The organism is Acinetobacter sp., assembly GCF_049284435.1.
Taxonomy (GTDB): Bacteria; Pseudomonadota; Gammaproteobacteria; order Pseudomonadales; family Moraxellaceae; genus Acinetobacter.
Genome location: NZ_JBAPXX010000073.1, coordinates 1 through 18,902, shown reverse-complemented (window position 1 = coordinate 18,902; position 18,902 = coordinate 1). Strand labels below are relative to the sequence as shown.

At 44.1% G+C, this 18,902-nt stretch carries 15 protein-coding genes; 8 read left to right on the top strand and 7 right to left on the bottom strand.

Annotated features, from left to right (window positions below; all coding sequences use genetic code 11):
- Positions 1-168 precede the first annotated feature (168 nt).
- Complete coding sequence (gene acnD / locus WAK81_RS06645; RefSeq protein WP_422196196.1) at positions 169-2,787, bottom strand: Fe/S-dependent 2-methylisocitrate dehydratase AcnD; 2,619 nt, start codon at positions 2,785-2,787, stop codon at positions 169-171.
- Between the two features lie 514 nt (positions 2,788-3,301).
- Here acnD and WAK81_RS06640 point away from each other — a divergent pair.
- Positions 3,302-5,434, top strand: coding sequence for a multicopper oxidase family protein (locus WAK81_RS06640; protein ID WP_422196195.1), 2,133 nt, complete (start codon positions 3,302-3,304; stop codon positions 5,432-5,434).
- Between the two features lie 114 nt (positions 5,435-5,548).
- Entirely contained in the window at positions 5,549-6,274 is a 726-nt protein-coding gene (locus tag WAK81_RS06635; RefSeq protein WP_422196194.1) for a YgfZ/GcvT domain-containing protein, read from the top strand.
- A 53-nt stretch (positions 6,275-6,327) separates the two neighbouring features.
- Here the strand turns inward: WAK81_RS06635 and WAK81_RS06630 are convergent, their stop codons facing one another.
- Positions 6,328-6,573, bottom strand: coding sequence for a hypothetical protein (locus WAK81_RS06630; RefSeq protein WP_422196193.1), 246 nt, complete (start codon positions 6,571-6,573; stop codon positions 6,328-6,330).
- 263 nt (positions 6,574-6,836) lie between these two features.
- Here WAK81_RS06630 and WAK81_RS06625 point away from each other — a divergent pair, with 263 nt between their 5' ends.
- Positions 6,837-7,634: a tetratricopeptide repeat protein gene (locus tag WAK81_RS06625; protein ID WP_422196192.1), complete on the top strand. Its 798-nt coding sequence runs from the start codon at positions 6,837-6,839 to the stop codon at positions 7,632-7,634.
- 82 nt (positions 7,635-7,716) lie between these two features.
- Here the strand turns inward: WAK81_RS06625 and WAK81_RS06620 are convergent, their stop codons facing one another.
- The 3 genes from WAK81_RS06620 to WAK81_RS06610 form a co-directional block, all read right to left on the bottom strand.
- Complete coding sequence (locus WAK81_RS06620) at positions 7,717-8,643, bottom strand: AEC family transporter (protein WP_422196191.1); 927 nt, start codon at positions 8,641-8,643, stop codon at positions 7,717-7,719.
- Between the two features lie 60 nt (positions 8,644-8,703).
- The gene (locus WAK81_RS06615) at positions 8,704-9,813 is read right to left on the bottom strand and encodes an NADH:flavin oxidoreductase/NADH oxidase (protein ID WP_422196190.1); all 1,110 of its coding nucleotides are present in this window, start codon (positions 9,811-9,813) and stop codon (positions 8,704-8,706) included.
- 92 nt (positions 9,814-9,905) lie between these two features.
- On the bottom strand, positions 9,906-11,165 hold the full coding sequence (locus tag WAK81_RS06610) for a carbohydrate porin (RefSeq protein WP_422196189.1): 1,260 nt from the start codon (positions 11,163-11,165) through the stop codon (positions 9,906-9,908).
- A gap of 399 nt (positions 11,166-11,564) precedes the next feature.
- Here WAK81_RS06610 and mutM point away from each other — a divergent pair, with 399 nt between their 5' ends.
- Entirely contained in the window at positions 11,565-12,425 is an 861-nt protein-coding gene (gene mutM / locus WAK81_RS06605) for a bifunctional DNA-formamidopyrimidine glycosylase/DNA-(apurinic or apyrimidinic site) lyase (RefSeq protein WP_422196188.1), read from the top strand.
- Entirely contained in the window at positions 12,422-12,706 is a 285-nt protein-coding gene (locus WAK81_RS06600; protein ID WP_004281718.1) for a peptidylprolyl isomerase, read from the top strand. The genes mutM and WAK81_RS06600 overlap by 4 nt, the downstream gene beginning before the upstream one ends.
- 60 nt (positions 12,707-12,766) lie before the next feature.
- Here WAK81_RS06600 and mscL read toward each other — a convergent pair whose 3' ends face one another.
- The gene (gene mscL, locus WAK81_RS06595) at positions 12,767-13,207 is read right to left on the bottom strand and encodes a large conductance mechanosensitive channel protein MscL (protein ID WP_004281717.1); all 441 of its coding nucleotides are present in this window, start codon (positions 13,205-13,207) and stop codon (positions 12,767-12,769) included.
- Positions 13,208-13,384: 177 nt separating this feature from the next.
- Entirely contained in the window at positions 13,385-15,223 is a 1,839-nt protein-coding gene (gene typA, locus WAK81_RS06590; protein WP_422196187.1) for a translational GTPase TypA, read from the bottom strand.
- Between the two features lie 174 nt (positions 15,224-15,397).
- On the opposite strand from typA, the gene WAK81_RS06585 reads away from it, so the two are divergent.
- From WAK81_RS06585 to WAK81_RS06575, 3 genes are all read left to right on the top strand, one after another.
- Positions 15,398-16,768 carry a uracil-xanthine permease family protein gene (locus WAK81_RS06585; RefSeq protein ID WP_422196186.1) on the top strand — a complete coding sequence of 457 codons (1,371 nt, stop codon included), beginning with the start codon at positions 15,398-15,400 and terminating at the stop codon, positions 16,766-16,768.
- Positions 16,769-16,834: 66 nt separating this feature from the next.
- Positions 16,835-17,869, top strand: coding sequence for a methyltransferase (locus WAK81_RS06580; protein ID WP_422196185.1), 1,035 nt, complete (start codon positions 16,835-16,837; stop codon positions 17,867-17,869).
- Positions 17,869-18,902 (top strand): amino acid permease (locus WAK81_RS06575; protein WP_422196184.1); only part of this gene is annotated, 1,034 nt, incomplete at its 3' end. The genes WAK81_RS06580 and WAK81_RS06575, both read left to right, overlap by 1 nt.

Sequence of the window (18,902 nt, the reverse complement as noted above, 5' to 3'; positions counted from 1 at the left end):
CATATTGAGTTTTACAAGGCCGTTATAGCGTTTGACAAGACGCTGATCCAGACCAGAGATGTTAAATTGAAGAGCATGCTCTTCAATTTAACGCAAAGCTCGGAAATTGTGTAGATACCTATGTTTTAAAAAGGAGGGTTGGGGTGGATTAAAAAGAAGTAACTTTAATCAAGCCACATTCCCTTCCAAGAAATCCTGTGCAAAGCGCTGTAATACCCCGCCCGCTTCATACACATGTACTTCTTCTTCGGTATCCAGACGACAGGTCACAGGCACTTCAATAATCTGGTTCTTACCATCATCGGTTGAACGCTCAATTACTAAAGTCAAAGTCGAACGTGGAGCAATATTACCAATCACACTATATAGCTCAGTACCATCAAGACCTAAAGTCTTACGATCCGTACCCGGCTTAAACTCAAGCGGCAAGACGCCCATACCGACTAAATTAGTACGGTGAATACGCTCAAAACCTTCAGCCACAATCGCTTCTACACCCGCCAAACGTACACCTTTCGCCGCCCAGTCACGACTCGAACCCTGCCCATAATCCTTACCGGCAATAATAATCAACGGCTGTTTGCGGTTCATGTAGATTTCAATCGCTTCCCACATCCGCATCACTTCGCCTTCAGGCTCAACACGTGCTTTTGAACCCTGCTTGATCGTGCCGTCAGAACGCACCACCATTTCATTAAACAATTTCGGGTTGGCAAAAGTCGCACGTTGCGTCGTGAGATGATCACCGCGATGCGTTGCATAGGAGTTAAAGTCTTCCTCAGGCACACCCATTTTTTTCAGGTATTCACCCGACGCACTGTCGAGCACAATGGCATTGGATGGTGACAAATGATCGGTGGTGATGTTATCGCCCAAGATCGCGAGCGGACGCATATTTGACAATGTACGCGGTGCAGCCAAAGCCCCTTCCCAATACGGCGGACGACGAATATACGTACTTTGCGGACGCCAGTCATACAGCGGACTTGCTGCCTTCTCATTCACACCCAAGTCGAACATCGGAATATAGATTTTTTTGAATTGTTCTGGTTTTACAGCAACTTTCACCAGCGCATCAATTTCTTCATCCGATGGCCAGATATCTTTTAGATAAATCGGGTTGCCATCTTTATCATTTCCTAAAGCATCTTTTTCGATGTCAAAACGAATCGTACCAGCAATCGCATAAGCAACCACTAATGGTGGTGAAGCCAAGAATGCCTGTTTCGCATACGGATGAATACGCCCATCGAAGTTACGGTTGCCCGAAAGCACCGCTGTTGCATACAGGTCACGGTCGATGATTTCCTGCTGAATCTTTGGATCTAATGCACCTGACATCCCATTACAGGTGGTACACGCATAGGCCACGATACCAAAGCCCAGTTTTTCTAAATCTTTAAGTACGCCTGCTTCTTCCAAATACAAAGCAGCGGCTTTAGAACCCGGTGCAAAAGACGATTTCACCCAAGGCTTACGGATCAAGCCCAATTCATTGGCCTTACGTGCCAGCAAACCGGCTGCCACGGTATTCCGCGGGTTTGAGGTATTGGTGCAAGAGGTAATCGCCGCAATAATCACCGCGCCATCTGGTATTAAGCCTTCCGCTTCTTGCGCACGAGCTGCTTCTAAATTACCGGCAATGCCTTTTTCTTTCAGATCAGCAGTTGATACGCGTGCATGCGGATTCGATGGGCCAGCGATGTTACGTGTCACAGTCGATAGATCGAAACGCAGCACACGTGGATATTCCGCTTGAGTCATATCCGATGCCCAAAGCCCGATCTCTTTGGCATAAGTTTCGACCAGTTTGACTTGCTCAGGTTCACGGCCGGTCAAAGTCAGATAATCAATGGTGTTCTGGTCGATATAGAACATCGCCGCGGTTGCGCCATATTCTGGGGTCATGTTGGAAATCGTGGCACGATCCCCCACCGACATGCTGTCAGCACCTTCACCGAAGAATTCTAAATATGCCCCAACGACACGCTCTTTACGCAGGAATTCAGTTAATGCCAAGACGATGTCAGTTGCGGTAATGCCCGGCTTACGCTGGCCGACCAGCTCCACACCGATAATATCTGGCAGACGCATCCATGATGCACGGCCCAGCATCACGTTTTCGGCTTCCAAGCCGCCAACACCAATCGAGATCACGCCCAACGCGTCTGTATGTGGCGTATGCGAATCTGTACCAACACAGGTATCCGGAAATGCCAGACCGTCACGATTTTGAATCACCGGAGACATTTTCTCCAGATTGATCTGGTGCATGATGCCATTACCGGCAGGAATCACATCGACATTTTCAAACGCGGTTTTGGTCCATTCAATAAAATGGAAACGGTCTTCATTACGGCGGTCTTCAATAGCACGGTTTTTCTCAAAGGCATCCGGATCAAAACCACCAAACTCAACCGCCAGTGAATGATCGACAATCAGTTGGGTTGGAACCACCGGATTGACTTTAGACGGGTCACCACCCTGATCGGCAATCGCATCACGTAAACCGGCAAGGTCAACCAGTGCCGTTTGCCCCAAGATGTCATGACACACTACACGTGCCGGATACCACGGGAAATCATGTTCCTGTTTACGCTCAATCAGCTGGCGTAAAGACTGTTCCAGAATGGCAGGATCACAACGACGGACCAACTGCTCTGCCAGGACTTTGGAAGTATAAGGAAGTTTGGCATATGCGCCTGGCTGAATATCTTCTACGGCCTGTTGCACGTCGTAATATTCTAGCTGGGTGGATTGCAGCGGTTTACGGTAGTTGTTGTTCATAAGCTTGCCTGCCCTCGTTTATCTCTATTTTTATTCATCAATAGATATTGATGAGTTACTTTTGTAATAGCAGCATTGTACGCTGCACAAATAGTATTTCCCAAATTTTATATTTTTCAAATACTTAATTATAAAAAACGGTATTTTCGCAAAAATTTGTTACATAGACTTTAGAATTTTTGCTTTAAAGCGGTCTTTTGCTAAAAAAATCTGAATAATTCGCCTTATTCTTTAGTCTTATGTTGCAAAATATTTCTCTGTATTTTTATTTTATGATTACTCTAACCCACTAATATAATTAATAAATAATTAATTTTATTTGCATTTTCCTAAAGATAAAAAAATATAGTCTCACTGGTTTTCATAGACCTGTCCTGCCGCAGCATTTAGCAAAATTTCAATCCCCTAATTTGGGATAGCAGATTTTACAAAACTATCAGAAGCTCAGTGTGACGCATGTCACATTCTTCACAATCCTCACATTAAAACAATAACCATAACAGGCAGAACTGAAATGTTGAAAATCGCAATATTCGGAGCTATAGCCGCCATTTTGACGCTCTTAGCTCGCGGTTGGGATGGAACAAAAAATCCATCACCACCGTCAAATCCCTCTAACCCGTCCCAACCCTCTCATCCTTCACACCCATCACCTCCACCCAAACCCTCACATCCCGTTCCGACAACATCAGACAGCTTGATTAGCAACCCACCCCTCTTACCGAAAAGTGCCAAGGGCAAATATGAGCTGATCGTGGCCTATAAAACCAACAAGCTTTATAACCCCAGAAACGGCTTATGGGATCAGGTGCTGCTGAGAGGCTATTTAACCAAACCCAGTTTATTTGATAAGAAAAAAACTGGTGAATATGTTGAGGATCAATTGGTCGGGCCACAGATTCGAGTTAAACAGGGTGAAACCATGGCACTTAACCTGAATAACCAGCTTCCACCCGAGTCAGAAACAACCTGTCCAACTCATGTTGAGAATGTAAATGAACCACATTGCTTTAATACTACCAACCTGCATACCCATGGCTTCTGGGTCAGTCCTCAAGGCAATAGCGATAATGTCTTTTTGAAATTCAAACCTCAGGAAAAATTTGATTATCAGTTCAAAATGGAACCGAATCATCCCGCAGGGACTTACTGGTATCACGCCCATCTGCATGGCTCAACTGCTCTTCAGGTGTCGAACGGCATGGCAGGCCCATTGATTGTTGAAGGCTCAAAAACACCAAAAGTCAAAAATGGCAAAGTCACCTCAACTGGAGATATGGATATTCTATGGAAAGAAAAAAACAGTTACCCGAACGAAAACATCCTGCTGTTCCAGCAAATCCAATATCGCTGTAGCAACCCCGATCCTAATGTCACATTCGCTGTTCCCAATAACTGTGAAGGCTTAGGCATAGGCATGCTGGAAAATTATAATGACCTGTCTATTGGCGGCTTCTGGACCAACCAGAATTACTACACGTCTATCAACGGTAAAATTTTGGGAGAAATGAAGGTTGAACAGAATGTATTTAACCGCTGGCGCATGATTCATGGCGGTGTACGCGATACCATTGGTTTAATCATAAAGGAAATTCCTGACTCCAGTAAGTTTACTGCAGAGCAAACCATTAAAGCCTGTTCAGCCTATCAGGAGGCAGACAAGAAAGCTGAATTTGAGAAGCTGAATAGCCTGAATGTGCATACCATCGCGCAAGATGGCTTAACCATGAATCATGTACAGACCAGAACCCTGTCCGTGTTCCATCCAGGCTATCGTCATGATGCAATGATTGCCTTTCCGACCACCAATAGATACTGCATTTTTGACACCAAATTGAATATCGATGATGAAATTAACGCGCCATTACCGAATGTAGGCCCTCAAATTGCTCCAAATCACCGGTTCAATGCCCAACTGCTTGGCTGGGTCAATGTGAAAGCAGCCAAGACCAAGGCTCAGACTGCTGCCCAGTTCCTGAAAGATCGGGCACAAAAAATTGGTTTAAGCAAAGACATCCAGGCCCAGTTATCTCAGCTTAATCTTTCTGCGTTTAGTGATCATCCATCACTGATGACGCCGGAAATTGATAAAGTAGTTGCTGCCCGACCAAAACAATATAGTGCTTTTTCGCTCGGCCCCGACCCTAGAACTGGCATATTCAAATTTGGCTTCCGGCATAAAAAAGATGGAGATACACTGAGTTTCGGAGATTTCTTTGATGGAGATGGTTCAGTAGATGGCGAATATGTCCGTCAGTTACAAGTTGGACAGACTGATGAATGGGAACTGACCAGCGCTGGTTTTGGTGGTCATCCGTTCCATATTCATGTTAACCCGTTCCAGATTGTTAAAATTTTGAATCCTCAAGGTAAGGATGTTAGTGAGGCAGTGGCACCAGAAGATCCGGTGAATCCAGTTCTGGATGATGTGCAATACCGTGGCATGAAAGGACAGTTTAAGGACACACTTTTTGTAAAACAAAACTATACCTATATTGTCCGCAGCCATTACAAGAAATTTGAAGGTGACTTCGTACAACACTGTCATATCCTCGACCATGAAGATCAGGGCATGATGGAAACCGTACGGGTCTGTGGAGGCAAATTCCCTTGCGATTCGCCATTACCGGCTAGCCATCACCACTAAAGATCTGCTCGCTAAAAGCCAATGATTTCGATTGTTGGCTTTTTTGTTTGCCTCTATTTGATGCTTGCTGCACAATAACTGCATTGATTTATAGTATTCAAACCGGGGCTTATTATGGCAGCGTCTCCTGCTTTTACATTGTTTAGTCTGAATGGTGTAGATGCACAAAAATTCCTTCAAGGTCAGGTGACTTTGAATACTGAAACTTTGGCGGAAAACCAGACACGCTATACTGCAATCTGCAGTCTGAAAGGACGGATTCAATTTGGCTTATGGCTTAAAAAAATCAGTCCGGAAAGCTTTGAAATCGTGAGCACTGAAGATCAGTCCACGGAACTGGCCAATCATATTAAGAAATTTGGCGCCTTTTCAAAAATGAAACTGGAATTGGTCGGTCCGGTTTATCCAGTCATCAATGACATTCATACTGACTTCGTTGCGACTGAAACTGATGTGACGACATGGGAACAGCAAGCCATTGAATCAGGTCAGGCCTGGATTCAGGCTGCCACTGCAACCCTGTTTCAACCACAAGAATTACGTTTGCATCAACGCGAAGGCATTCACTACGACAAGGGTTGCTACCTGGGTCAGGAAGTGATTGCGCGTTTATGGTTTAAGGCCAAGCCAAAACACTGGTTACATCTGGTTCAAGGCACAGGTACCGCGCCTGATGTTGCGACCAAACTGAATAATGATGTTGAAATCGTCAATAGCATCACGACTAATGCCGGTTATAAAGCACTAGTTGTAGCAAAACCTGAGGCATTGACCGAGCTAGGTCTAGAAGCTCTGGAACTTCCTGAAGCCTTGAGCGGTAATGTGGCGCGTCCGCAATAATTCAGGTTCCGCCCATAAAAAAAAGCCAAGATGAAATTCTTGGCTTTTTTGTTTTAGAAACCATGAAACAGCTTGTTCATGTCTTTTACCACATAATCTTTGAAATGATACACTCGCGCATGTTTGGCATCAAACTTTGCCGTGAGTTCACCTTTTTGAAAGACATATACTCGGTCTTCCTGGCTAATCAAAAACTCTGCCCCAAGTTTCATCAGCAGCGCATCAATCTTGTCTTCATCGGCAATCGATTCATCGGCATTGATTCTGTCATAGTGACGTTTAATGGTTTTGACAAACATGGTGAAATCCTGGGAGTCTGATTCAAACCGAGATTTAATCAGAGAAGTCGGCTGAAGCAAAGCAATCCTTTATATATCTGCAAGATTGATCAGAAACCTGTCCGAATCATGCATCGATTTAATCGGTGTATTGTGCTTCGATGATTTGTATTTAGTGACAAATTGTATATTTACAAAGCACAAAATCCTTTTATGATGTAAGTGAAAATGATTAAAACCGCACCAAGGAATAAGGTGCCAGCAATAATAAGGTTATAGGAACCATGAAAAAATTAGTCCTCGCTGCAGTTCTTGCCGTTTCTGCGCAATTCGCTCTGGCAAATACCGTAAAAGATCAAGTCGATCCCCAATTCCAAAAAGTTGAGGCCATGGTCAAAGCCAAGAATTTTAAAGGTGCCTATGACGCTTTGAATCAATTGGCCAGTCAGGGAAATGCCCAAGCTTTATACAACTTAGGCTATTTGACCCAAACCGGCCAAGGTACAGCTAAGGACGAGAAAAAAGCCATTCAGCTTTACGAGCAGGCAGCCAGCAAAGGCTATCCGGTGGCCAATTATGTACTGGGTAAAAATTATGCAGCCGGCACACTCGGCCTCAAACAAGATTTGACCAAAGCCAAACAGCATCTGGAACGCGCTTCGGCAGCCAAATTTGATGATGCCAGCATTGATCTGGCCATACTGCTGTTTTCTGAAAATACAGCAGCATCAAATAAAGCCGGACTGCAAAAGCTGCAACCGCTGATCAGCAAAGGCAATATGCAGGCCATTCATGCCAAAGCCTTATATGACATCAGCAGCGGTTTCAAAAACAAAGATGAAAAACCAATTCAGCAAGGTCTAAGCAGCATTCAGGAACTGGCAAAAAAAGGTTATATTCCGGCCTTGATGGCAGTGGGCAATATGTTTGCCAATGGCAGTATTGTTCCGCAAAACCTGCCAGAAGCGAAGAAAATCTTTGCCGCACTGGCACAGCAAAATGTTCCGCAGGCCAAGGAATCTTTAGCGGCAGTAGATAAAATGCTGGCTGAGCAGAAAAAAGCACCTGCGAAGAAAAGTTAAGTGAACCGATAAAACTCAAACATAAAAAAGCCCCAAGCAAATTTGGGGCTTTTTAATAGCAGAGCATCCATCTTCTAAAAGATTATCCCCACCACAAGGCAATTAAGCCACTGGTCACGATAAAACCGGCAATGGTACTCATCAACAATGGCGTTAAGGTTCGATCATTCAGACCATACGCCTGTCCCAACATGCCAAAAATCGTCGGCATCGGCAAAGCTGCAATTAGCGTACCGGCATGGACCATTTCCTGACTTAAATTAGTTAACTGGCTCAGTCCCAGATACATCAATAACGGCATCATAATATTGCTGGAAAATACCAGATAGAAACTTTGCAGATTGACATATTTCAGACTCATTCCCACGATCCCGCCCCCAATGGCAAACAAGGCTAATGGTGAGGCTGTCTGACCAATCAAGGCAAAGACCTGATCGAGATAGACTGGAATTTTAATCTGGAAAACCGCACAGGCCATGCCGAGCATTACCCCCATAAATAAGGGATTCTTTAGCAAAGTCAGCAGTACACTTTTCAGAATGGTGCCAAGATTCGCCTGATGTTGTGTGCCCAGTGCAGCCATGACCAGTACCAGCGGAATCAGCAATACGCTTTCGATGATCACCACCAGAGAGGTATAGGTCATCGCCTGTTGCCCGATCAATAAACTGAGCACAGCCGTACCAATCAGTCCGGTATTCGACATTGCAGCGCCCAGCGACAGCACTGCACTTTGCGAATGCGTATTTTGAAAATGACGGCGCATGATCCAGAAGCCGCTACCATAGAGCAGCAAGGTCACGCTGCTATACACGGCAAAGTATTCAAAATACCAGATTTCATGCAGGTCTTTGGAGGCAAGGGACTGAAAGAACAGTAAGGGCAAGGCCACTTTAATAACAAAAGCACCGACCGTCCCCACCTGCTCCTTGTTTAACACTTGACTCTTTACAGTCAGATAACCCAGTGCCAATAATAAAAATATGGGCACAATGACCGCAAAAATCATAATGCAGTATCCTATTGCCAGTGATATTCCATTATAAGAATTTCTGACGCTAAAGCAGTGTTAAAAAGGCTCAAACAGGTGATTCAAACCATGCGGTGCACAGCGCAGATATTGTGGTGAAATCTTGATTTTTTCCTCCAGTGCTGCCGCTGCATGCCAAGGCCAATGTGGATCATAAAGAATGGCACGAGCCAGTGCGATAGCGTCGGCTTGGCCCTTTTGTAAAATATCTTCTGCCTGCTTAGCTTCAGTAATCAAACCTACGGCAATCACGGGAATATTCACGACTTTCTTGATCGCATCTGCAAAAGGCACCTGATAATTCGGCTTCACATCAATGTTCTGTTTAGCATGTAAACCGGCACTGGAAATATGAATATAGGCAGCACCCGCAGCTTCCAGTGCTTTGGACAATTCAATTGAAGAATCAATAGTCCAGCTGTCTGGCTGATCCATCCAGTCGCTGGCCGAAATACGCACTCCAATCGGATAACCTTCTGGAACCGCTGCTTTCATGGCTTGTAATACTTCCAGAGTCAGGCGAATCCGGTTTTCCAGTGAACCGCCATACTGATCATCACGTTTATTTGAAAGTGGTGACATGAACTGATGCAGTAAATAACCATGAGCTGCATGCAGCTCAATCAGGTCAAAACCGGCATCAACTGCACGTTTGGCACTTTCTTCAAAGTCAGCAATGACCTGCTCAATTTCCGACTGGCTTAAGGCCTTAGGTGGATGCTCATCTGCCTGAAAAGGAATATCACTGGCAGAAACAGTTTGCCAGCCATGTGCTTCATCCGGCTTAAACTGACCTTTACCTGCCCATGGTTTATCTGTTGAAGCTTTACGCCCTGCATGTGCGAGTTGAATGGCAAAAGGCATCGGGGAAATGGATTTGACTTTTTCCAGTAATATCTTGATCTGCTTCGCCTGTTCGTCATTCCACAAGCCCAAATCGGCATAACTGATCCGGCCTTCTGGCTGTACCGCAGTCGCTTCGACGATACATAAACCTGCACCTGATAAGGCATAGTTGGCCCATTGCTGCTCGTGCCAATAGGTAATTTCTCCCTGCTCTGTTGCAGAGTACTGACACATCGGTGCAATTACGATTTTATTTTGAAGTTGCAGTGATCCAAATTGAATAGGTTGAAATAGTAATGCCACGCTGTATTTCCTCTTTTTATTGCCCAGTTTCACTGTAAAAATAAAAACAGGCTCCCAAGAGCCTGTTTAGTTATAACGTGAACGATCAAACTTTAGAAGATGATTCGTGTAGTCAAACCGAGTACAAGTGCATCATCCACATTGTTGCTTGAACCTGGATTCACCACATATTGCAGGTTTGGACGCAGCATCAGCCACTTTGTTGCGTTATAGCTATAGTTCAGTTCAATATTGTATTCTGCATCAGCATTGAAAGCTGGCCGTGAATCCGCAAAGCGATCATTCACATGCACACGGTTTACTGCCAAACCTAAAATATCATTCGGCTGGCTGTCCGCAAGACCGATATATTTCACACCAATTTGTTGTGAATTATCCACTTTGTTAGTATCGCGGTCATGCCAGGTAAAGTTGGCAAAACTGTATAAACCTTTGCGACCTGCGCCTGTTGAAGTGAGCTGTTGCTCTACAGCTAACCAACCTGCAAAGGTACGGTTTTTGGCATCAGTAGGATTGGCAATATCTTTTTGGTTGGCAACATCATCGGCAGTATTATACATCCCACCAACACGGTAACTACCTGGCAGGCCATTCACCAATGATTTCGGTGTCCAGATTACTTCTGCCGGAATCGTCACGCCATCTGCATGGTCGGTATCCGGACTCCAGCCCTGACCTTCTTTAGCGCCATTACCATTATCTGGATTAAACTCATAAACACCGACTTGTACTGCAAGTTCAGGATTGAGTTGCTGCTTCACGCGCGCACCCCATTGTGCTACAGGCGTATTCATCCAGATATTGCCCTGCCATTTACCCATCTGTGCAGCACAAAATGCCGTACTGGCAAAATCACAAGCCATGACATTAAAGTCCATGCCCAGACCAAGACGACCCGCCTTAATACTGAGTCCCTGGTCTTTATAATTCTTTTCAATAGACAGCTCGCTCAGACGGCTATCCTGATTACCACGTCCGAAAGTGCCTTGTACATTGGCCAGTTGCGGTGCACTAGAATCCTGCAGATCACGAATAGAGGTACTTTGACCCTGACGTGCACTCATCACGGCACGTACAGTGACACCATTCCATCCTGCCAGCTTTTCCATATCCAGCTGAGTACCCAGCCATAATTGGGCAGAAGTTAATGGATCTGCGCTCTCATTACGGCCACCCTCAGCAAGATAGGCAGTATCGGTTAACAGATTGGCTTCAAATTTAATTCCCTGTTGGGCCAGTTCTGTACGTTGACCATTCCAGTCCCCCAGTAAATACTGACCTTGTGGATCAAATGCAGATTCCGCCTGAGCGGTTGTCATGGCAGGCAATAAAGCTAGACCTAAATATTTCATGTAAAACCTAAACATTCGGAGAGAAAAACAAGCAAGGTTTTTAAATTGCTATTAGGTGTATGAAGTTACATAACTTTTCATATAAATTCCCAGCATTTTTTTTATTACTCATTAAACTTTTAGTTATGCCTTAAACATAAAAATATAATTTTTATTTAAAACATCTTAAATTATTTATATATTTTTCATTATCTTACAATATATTAATATTTTCTATGTGATTTACTCATAAGAAAATTCGCTATAAAAACATAGAAACCTAGTTTATTATTCAAATAATTACAGCTTAAATAAATATGAAATACCCAGTCATTTTCCAGCGATTTCACCCAGATTAACGCTTGCAATCCCAGCCAATTCACCCAATATTAGCTGCATCTCCCTCGCCACTGATGTGTTATGCCTGAATTACCAGAAGTTGAAACCACCAAAACCAGTTTATTGCCTTTATTGGAACAACGCGTAAAATGTGTTGAAGTGCGTCAGTCAAGTTTGCGCTGGCCCATTCCGGAGAATATAGAAAAGCTGGTGGGGCAAAAATTACTGAATCTCACTCGCCGTTCTAAATATATTCTGGCAGAGTTTGAACACGACACCATGCTCTGGCATTTGGGCATGTCGGGGAGTTTCCGTCTATGCGACAGCAATGAAGAATTACGCAAACATGACCATCTGATCATTCAGTTTGATGATATCGAACTGCGTTATCATGACCCTCGCCGTTTTGGCTGCATTCTTTGGCTGGATGCACAATCACAAAGCAAATTAATAGATACGCTGGGGCCAGAACCCTTAAGCGAGAACTTTAATGCCAAGTATTTATTTGAAAAATTGAAGAATAAAAATGTTGGCACCAAAGTTGCAATTATGGATAACCATGTGGTGGTGGGCGTAGGCAATATTTATGCGACCGAAAGTCTGTTTAATCTGGGGATTCATCCGGCACAACCGGCCTCGACTTTAAGCTTGATGCAGATTGAAAACTTAGTGCTGGAAATCAAGCGCATCTTGAAACAGGCGATTGATCTGGGTGGTTCAACCTTAAGAGACTACACCAATGCCATGGGCGAAAATGGCTATTTTCAGCAAACCCTGCTGGCTTATGGCCGTGCCGGTGAAATGTGTGTGAACTGCGAAACCGCACTTGAAAATATCAAATTGGGACAACGTGCTTCAGTTTTTTGTCCTGAGTGCCAACCTTTGAAAAAGATCCAGCTCCCTGTCAAAAAAGTGGCAACTGTACGAGGGAAAAAGTCATGAAAACAGCCATTGTGCGTCATATTCTGGTTAAAGATAAAGAAACTGCTGAACAGCTTAAAAAGAAGATTTTGAGTGGTGCCGACTTTAATAAAATCGCAAAACAGTATTCAACCTGTAATTCTGCCAAACGTGGCGGTGAGCTAGGTGAAGTCAAAAAAGGCCAACTGGTTCCGGTGATTGATAAACTGGTTTTTACTGCCGCTGAACGGGTATTACATGGCCCGGTCAAAAGCCAGTTTGGTTTTCATTTGGTCGAAATTAAGTTTCGGATGGATTTTTAATATTTATAAATCCCTCCTTGCCTCCCTTTTATAAAGGGAGATTTAGGGGGATTAGAAAAATTAGACTTGAGGTGGACGCTTTTTCAATTCATCACGAATTTCACGCAGCAATTCAATATCGGCTGGGGTAGTCGGAGTTTCCTCGACTGGGCCTTCTTGTTTACGTAAACGGTTCATGAATTTAACCAATAAAAATACGACCCAGGCCAAGATTAAGAAATTAATTAAAATCGTTAAAAAGTTACCGTAAGTCAGTACATTCACACCCGCCTTAGTCAAGGCATCCAAAGATTGTAAATTGTCTGGGTTTCTTCCTAAGATAAAGAATTTTTGCGTAAAATCGACGCCACCACCGGTGATCACGGTAATTAAAGGCATAATAATGTCTTTCACCAATGAATCGATGATCTTGCTAAAAGCGCCACCGATGATGACACCAATCGCCAGATCCATCATGTTGCCTTTGATCGCAAACTCTTTAAATTCTTGAATAATACTCATAACTGCTCCCATATTTTATTTTCAAGTTTTGGGTCAAATTATACCTGACTAAATACTTTTAATTTTGACTTAGCTTAATGCGTTTTAGTAAATTGCAATGTGAGCATAACTTAAATATAAAAAAACCGTAATCTTCGAAAAGATTACGGTTTTTGAAAACCCGAAATAATCTAGCGATTATTTACCTGAACGGTTACGTTTACGTTCGTTTTCAGTCAAGAAACGCTTACGGATACGGATTGATTTCGGTGTTACTTCTACTAGCTCATCATCTTCAATGAATTCAAGCGCTTGCTCAAGTGTATATTCAATCGCAGGAACAAGAGTCAACGCATCGTCAGTACCTGAAGCACGTACGTTCGTTAACTGTTTTGCTTTAGTCGGGTTAACTGTCATGTCGTCTGAACGAGAGTTAATACCGATGATCATACCTTCATAAACTTCTAACTGTGGTTTCGCGAATAGACGACCACGGTCTTGAAGTGTGAACAGTGCATAGCCCAGGCAAGTACCTTGAACCATAGAAATCAGCACACCGTTTTGACGTTTTGCAACAGTACCTTGCTTCATTGGACCGTAGTGCGAGAAGCTAGACGTCATGATCCCTGTACCAGAAGTCATGGTCAGGAATTCAGAACGGAAACCAATCAGACCGCGTGAAGGAACAGTTGCTTCAATACGGATACGGCCTTTACCGTCAACTTCCATATTGGTCATTTCGCCTTTACGGTGACCCATTTGTTCCATTACAGCGCCTTGGTGCTGTTCTTCAACGTCAAAAGTAACGTTTTCGTATGGCTCTTGTTTTTCACCATCAATTTCTTTGATGATTACTTGCGGACGAGATACGCCCATTTCGAAGCCTTCACGACGCATGTTTTCAATCAGAACTGAAAGATGAAGTTCACCACGACCAGATACTTTGAAACGGTCTGGACTGTCAGTATCTTCAACACGTAATGCTACGTTGTGAATCAATTCACGGTCTAGACGTTCACGGATATTACGTGAAGTTACGAACTTACCTTCTTTACCAGCAAACGGTGAGTTGTTTACCTGGAATGTCATCGATACTGTAGGTTCATCTACAGATAATGGAGGTAAAGCTTCAACATTTTTCGGATCACAAATTGTGTCAGAAATATTTAGTGCATCGATACCCGTTACACAAACGATATCGCCTGCAGAAGCTTCTTCAACGTCAACGCGATCTAGACCATGATAACCCATGATTTTTAAGATACGGCCGTTACGTGTTTTGCCATCTTTATCGATTACAGTTACTTGTGTGTTTAATTTCACTGAACCGCGTTGGATACGACCAATACCGATAACGCCTACGAAGCTGTTATAGTCAAGTGAAGATACTTGCATTTGGAACGGACCATCAACATCAACTGCTGGTGGTTCAACGATGTCTACGATCGTTTGGAACAACGGAGTCATATCTTCAGCAAGTTCTTCTGGAGAAGGACCAGCAACACCACGAAGGCCTGAAGCATAAACAACTGGGAAGTCTAACTGTTCGTCAGAAGCACCTAAGTTGTCGAACAAATCGAATACTTGGTCAATTACCCAGTCTGGACGCGCGCTTGGCTTGTCAACTTTGTTAATAATCACGATTGGTTTCAAACCACGTGCGAACGCTTTTTGCGTTACGAAACGAGTTTGTGGCATCGGGCCTTCTTGTGAGTCTACAAGAAGAAGTACGCAGTCAACCATCGACATTACACGTTCAACTTCACCACCGAAGTCGGCGTGTCCCGGGGTGTCCACGATGTTAATGCGGTATTCAATATTGGTACGTTCATCTAACCATTTGATTGCAGTGTTTTTTGCAAGAATGGTAATACCACGTTCACTTTCAATAGCACCCGAATCCATGACACGCTCGATCTCACCCGCGCGATCACCGAGAGCACCTGATTGTTGCAAAAGTTTGTCTACAAGAGTGGTTTTACCATGATCGACGTGCGCAATAATGGCGATGTTACGGAGAGTTTTAATATCTGACATGTAAATTCAATGCGTATGTAATTTGAGGGCAAATTATACAGAAAAATACAAAACTTTTATAGTCACTGTAACCACACTCCTCAACTTTTTTTGCCCAGTTGGGGCTTTTTTGATTTTGTAAAGACGTGTAACTCGATTAGAATAGCGCCACCCAGCCTTAATTTGCATTGACACATGTCTGATTTTAATCAATCTCCTCCTTCTAAAGATCAACTTGACCTGGTATATGGTCTGGATGATCGTCCAAAACCCCTGATTGCTTTTCTAGCTGCTTTCCAGCATTTATTAGCGATTATTGTCCCGATTGTGACCCCTGGCCTGCTGATTTGTCTGGCGCTCGGCGTTTCCAAAGAAGACACCAACATGATTTTATCCATGTCTCTGGTGATCTCGGGTATCGCGACTTTTTTACAGTCTAAAAAAGTGGGGCCATTTGGTGCCGGTCTGTTGATTGTCCAAGGAACCAGCTTCAACTTCATCGGTCCTATTATTGGTATTGGTTCAGCCATGGTGGCTGCAGGCACACCGGTAGAAGCAGTCATGGCTTCTATTTTTGGTGTGGTGATTGCAGGTGCATTTATTGAAATGGGCGTGTCACAAATTCTGCCTTGGATCAAAAAACTGATTACCCCCTTGGTCACCGGAATTGTCGTACTCCTGATTGGCTTAACCCTGATTAAAGAAGGTTTAATCAGCATGGGCGGTGGTTATCAGGCCATGAGCGATAAAACTTTTGCCAATGCTGACAACCTGATCATGTCTTGTACTGTCTTGGCGTTGATCATTATCCTGAACCGCATCCGGATTACCTGGGTAAAAAGTTCTGCCATTTTGATCGCCCTGATCTGTGGTTATATCTTGGCTGGCTTTATGGGGCATCTGGATTTTTCCGGCTTAAAAGATGCACCTCTGGTACAGATTCCGACACCAATGCATTTCGGTTTAAGCTTCTCCTGGAGCCTGTTTATTCCGATGGCATTCATTTATCTGGTGACCTCTTTAGAAGCGATTGGTGATATCACTGCGACTTCAAAGCTTTCCAACCAGCCAGTTGATGGTCCAAAATGGATGCAGCGCATTAAAGGCGGTGTACTGGTGAATGGCGCGAATTCATTCCTTGCCGGTATTTTTAACACTTTCCCAAGTTCGGTATTTGCACAGAACAATGGTGTGATTCAGTTGACGGGCGTAGCAAGTCGTTATGTCGGCATCTGGATTGCTGCTTTGCTGGTTATTCTTGGTTTGTTGCCTGCAGTTGCTGGTATTATTCAGGCCGTTCCGCAAGCGGTACTGGGCGGCGCAGTCATGGTCATGTTTGGCGCAGTCGCAGCCTCTGGTATTAACATTCTGTCTGGTGTCCATCTGGACCGTCGTGCCCTGCTGATTATTGCGATTTCACTGGCACTGGGTTTAGGTGTTGCACAAGTTCCACAAATTCTTGAGCATCTTCCTGAGTTATTCCGTAATATCTTTAGCTCAGGCGTTGCCACTGGTGGTATCGCGGCCCTTATTCTGAATGTTGTACTTCCTGAAACAAAGAAGTAATTTCATGTCCGAAGAACACTGCCTAAGTCAGACTTAGGCAGTGTTCTTTATATTGGAGAGATACCTATGGATCCTAAAAGCGAAGTTTTATTAAGACAATATGATTTTTTGTCGGGTCGCATCCTACTGATTAATGCACCAACAGATGATCTGCTCGCTGAATTCGATGCCTCTATCAATCCCGCTGTCTGGACATGGAATTTTAACGATTTTCAATATTTCCAGTCACAACAAGCAGATGTGCATTTTGGTGCAGAGATGCCTGAAGCTGAGTTTGATCAGGCGGTTATTTTTGTACCCAAGTCTAAAGAACTGTTGAATTATTTACTGCATAATGTGGCAGCACAGCTTAAACCGGGTAGCAGTGTTTTCTTGGTCGGTGAAAAGAAAGGCGGGATAGAGCGCGCAGCCAAACAGTTGCAGCCCTTTGGTAAAACACTCAAACTCGACAGCGCACGTCATTGCCAGCTTTGGCAATTAGTTCTAGACCATACGGTCGAGAAAAAAGCACTTGCAGACTGGGCACAACGCTATACCGTATCGACCCCAAATGGTGACCTGAATATTTGTGCACTTCCAGGCGTCTTTAGTCAAAATCGTTTGGATGTAGGAACTGCCACCCTATTACCTTATTTGTCACAAGTTACTTCAGGTAAGATTGCCGACTTTGGTTGTGGCGCAGGTGTAATTAGTGCGTATCTGGCAAAGTTGAATCCGAAAAACCGGATTTTTGCCATGGATGTCGATGCCTTTGCGTTGGCCTCTACGCAAATGACCTTTGAAGAAAACCAGCTCACTCCTGAACAGATTGAAATCAAAGCTGTTACTGGTATTGAGGATGCACCCTTGTTCCTGCATGCGATTGTCAGTAATCCGCCTTTTCATATGGGAATCGAGACTGATTACACGGCAAGCGAAACCTTATGTAAAACCTCACGTCGTCATTTAAAATCGGGCGGTGAGCTTTGGATTGTGGCCAACCGTTTCTTGAACTACCCGACCCTGATTGAACAAAACTTTGGTCGCTGCACAGTAAAAGCGGATCAACAAGGCTTTAAAGTGCTCTTCGCCAGCACTCAAAAAAATGTTAAGGAATCATGATGAGCGAAACGCAAAACACGATGCAGCTGCAGCGTAAGCTGGGTGCTCGTCATCTGAATATGATCGCCATTGGCGGATCCATTGGTACAGGTCTATTCCTGGCCTCAGGTGCGACCATTGCCAACGCTGGACCAGGCGGTGCACTACTTGCCTATGTACTGATTGGTATCATGATTTATTTCCTGATGACCAGCTTGGGTGAACTTGCCACGCACAACCCGACCTCAGGTGCATTTTTCACTTACGGCACCAAATATGTCGAAAGTGGTTTTGGTTTCGCTCTGGGCTGGAACTACTGGTACAACTGGGCCATTACCGTGGCTTTTGAGCTAGTTGCCGTTCAGTTCATTATGAAATTCTGGTTTCCAGATATTCCAGGCATGTACTGGAGCGCGATTTTCCTTGCCATTATTTTCGGAATTAATGCCCTCACAGTAAAAGGCTTTGGCGAATCTGAATTTTTCTTTTCTCTGGTGAAAGTTCTCGCAATCATTGCCTTTATCATCATCGGGATCTGGATGATCGTGAAGATCATGCTGACTCCGGGTACGGAAGCATTTGCCAACTGGAGCATTGGTGATGCACCCTTTGTCGGTGGTTTCCAGGCATTAATTGGCGTAGCGATGATTGCCGGATTCTCCTTCCAGGGTACCGAAATGGTCGGTGTGGCGGCAGGTGAATCGAAAGATCCAAAGAAAACTATTCCGGTGGCCATCAAACAGATTTTCTGGCGTATCCTGTTGTTTTATATTGTGTGTATTTTCATCATCGGCACATTGATTGCCTATAATGACCCACGTTTATTACAGGCTGCTGCAACAGATAATATTGCACTTTCGCCATTTACCCTACTCTATGAAAAAGCCGGCTTTGCCTTTGCCGCCAGTATTATGAATGCGGTAATCTTGACCGCTATTTTGTCTGCAGGTAACTCGGGCATGTATTCATCTACCCGTATGCTGTTTGATATGGCGCGTAAAGGCAGTGCACCTAAAATGTTTGCGCGTCTGGACCCGCGTGGTGTGCCGATGAA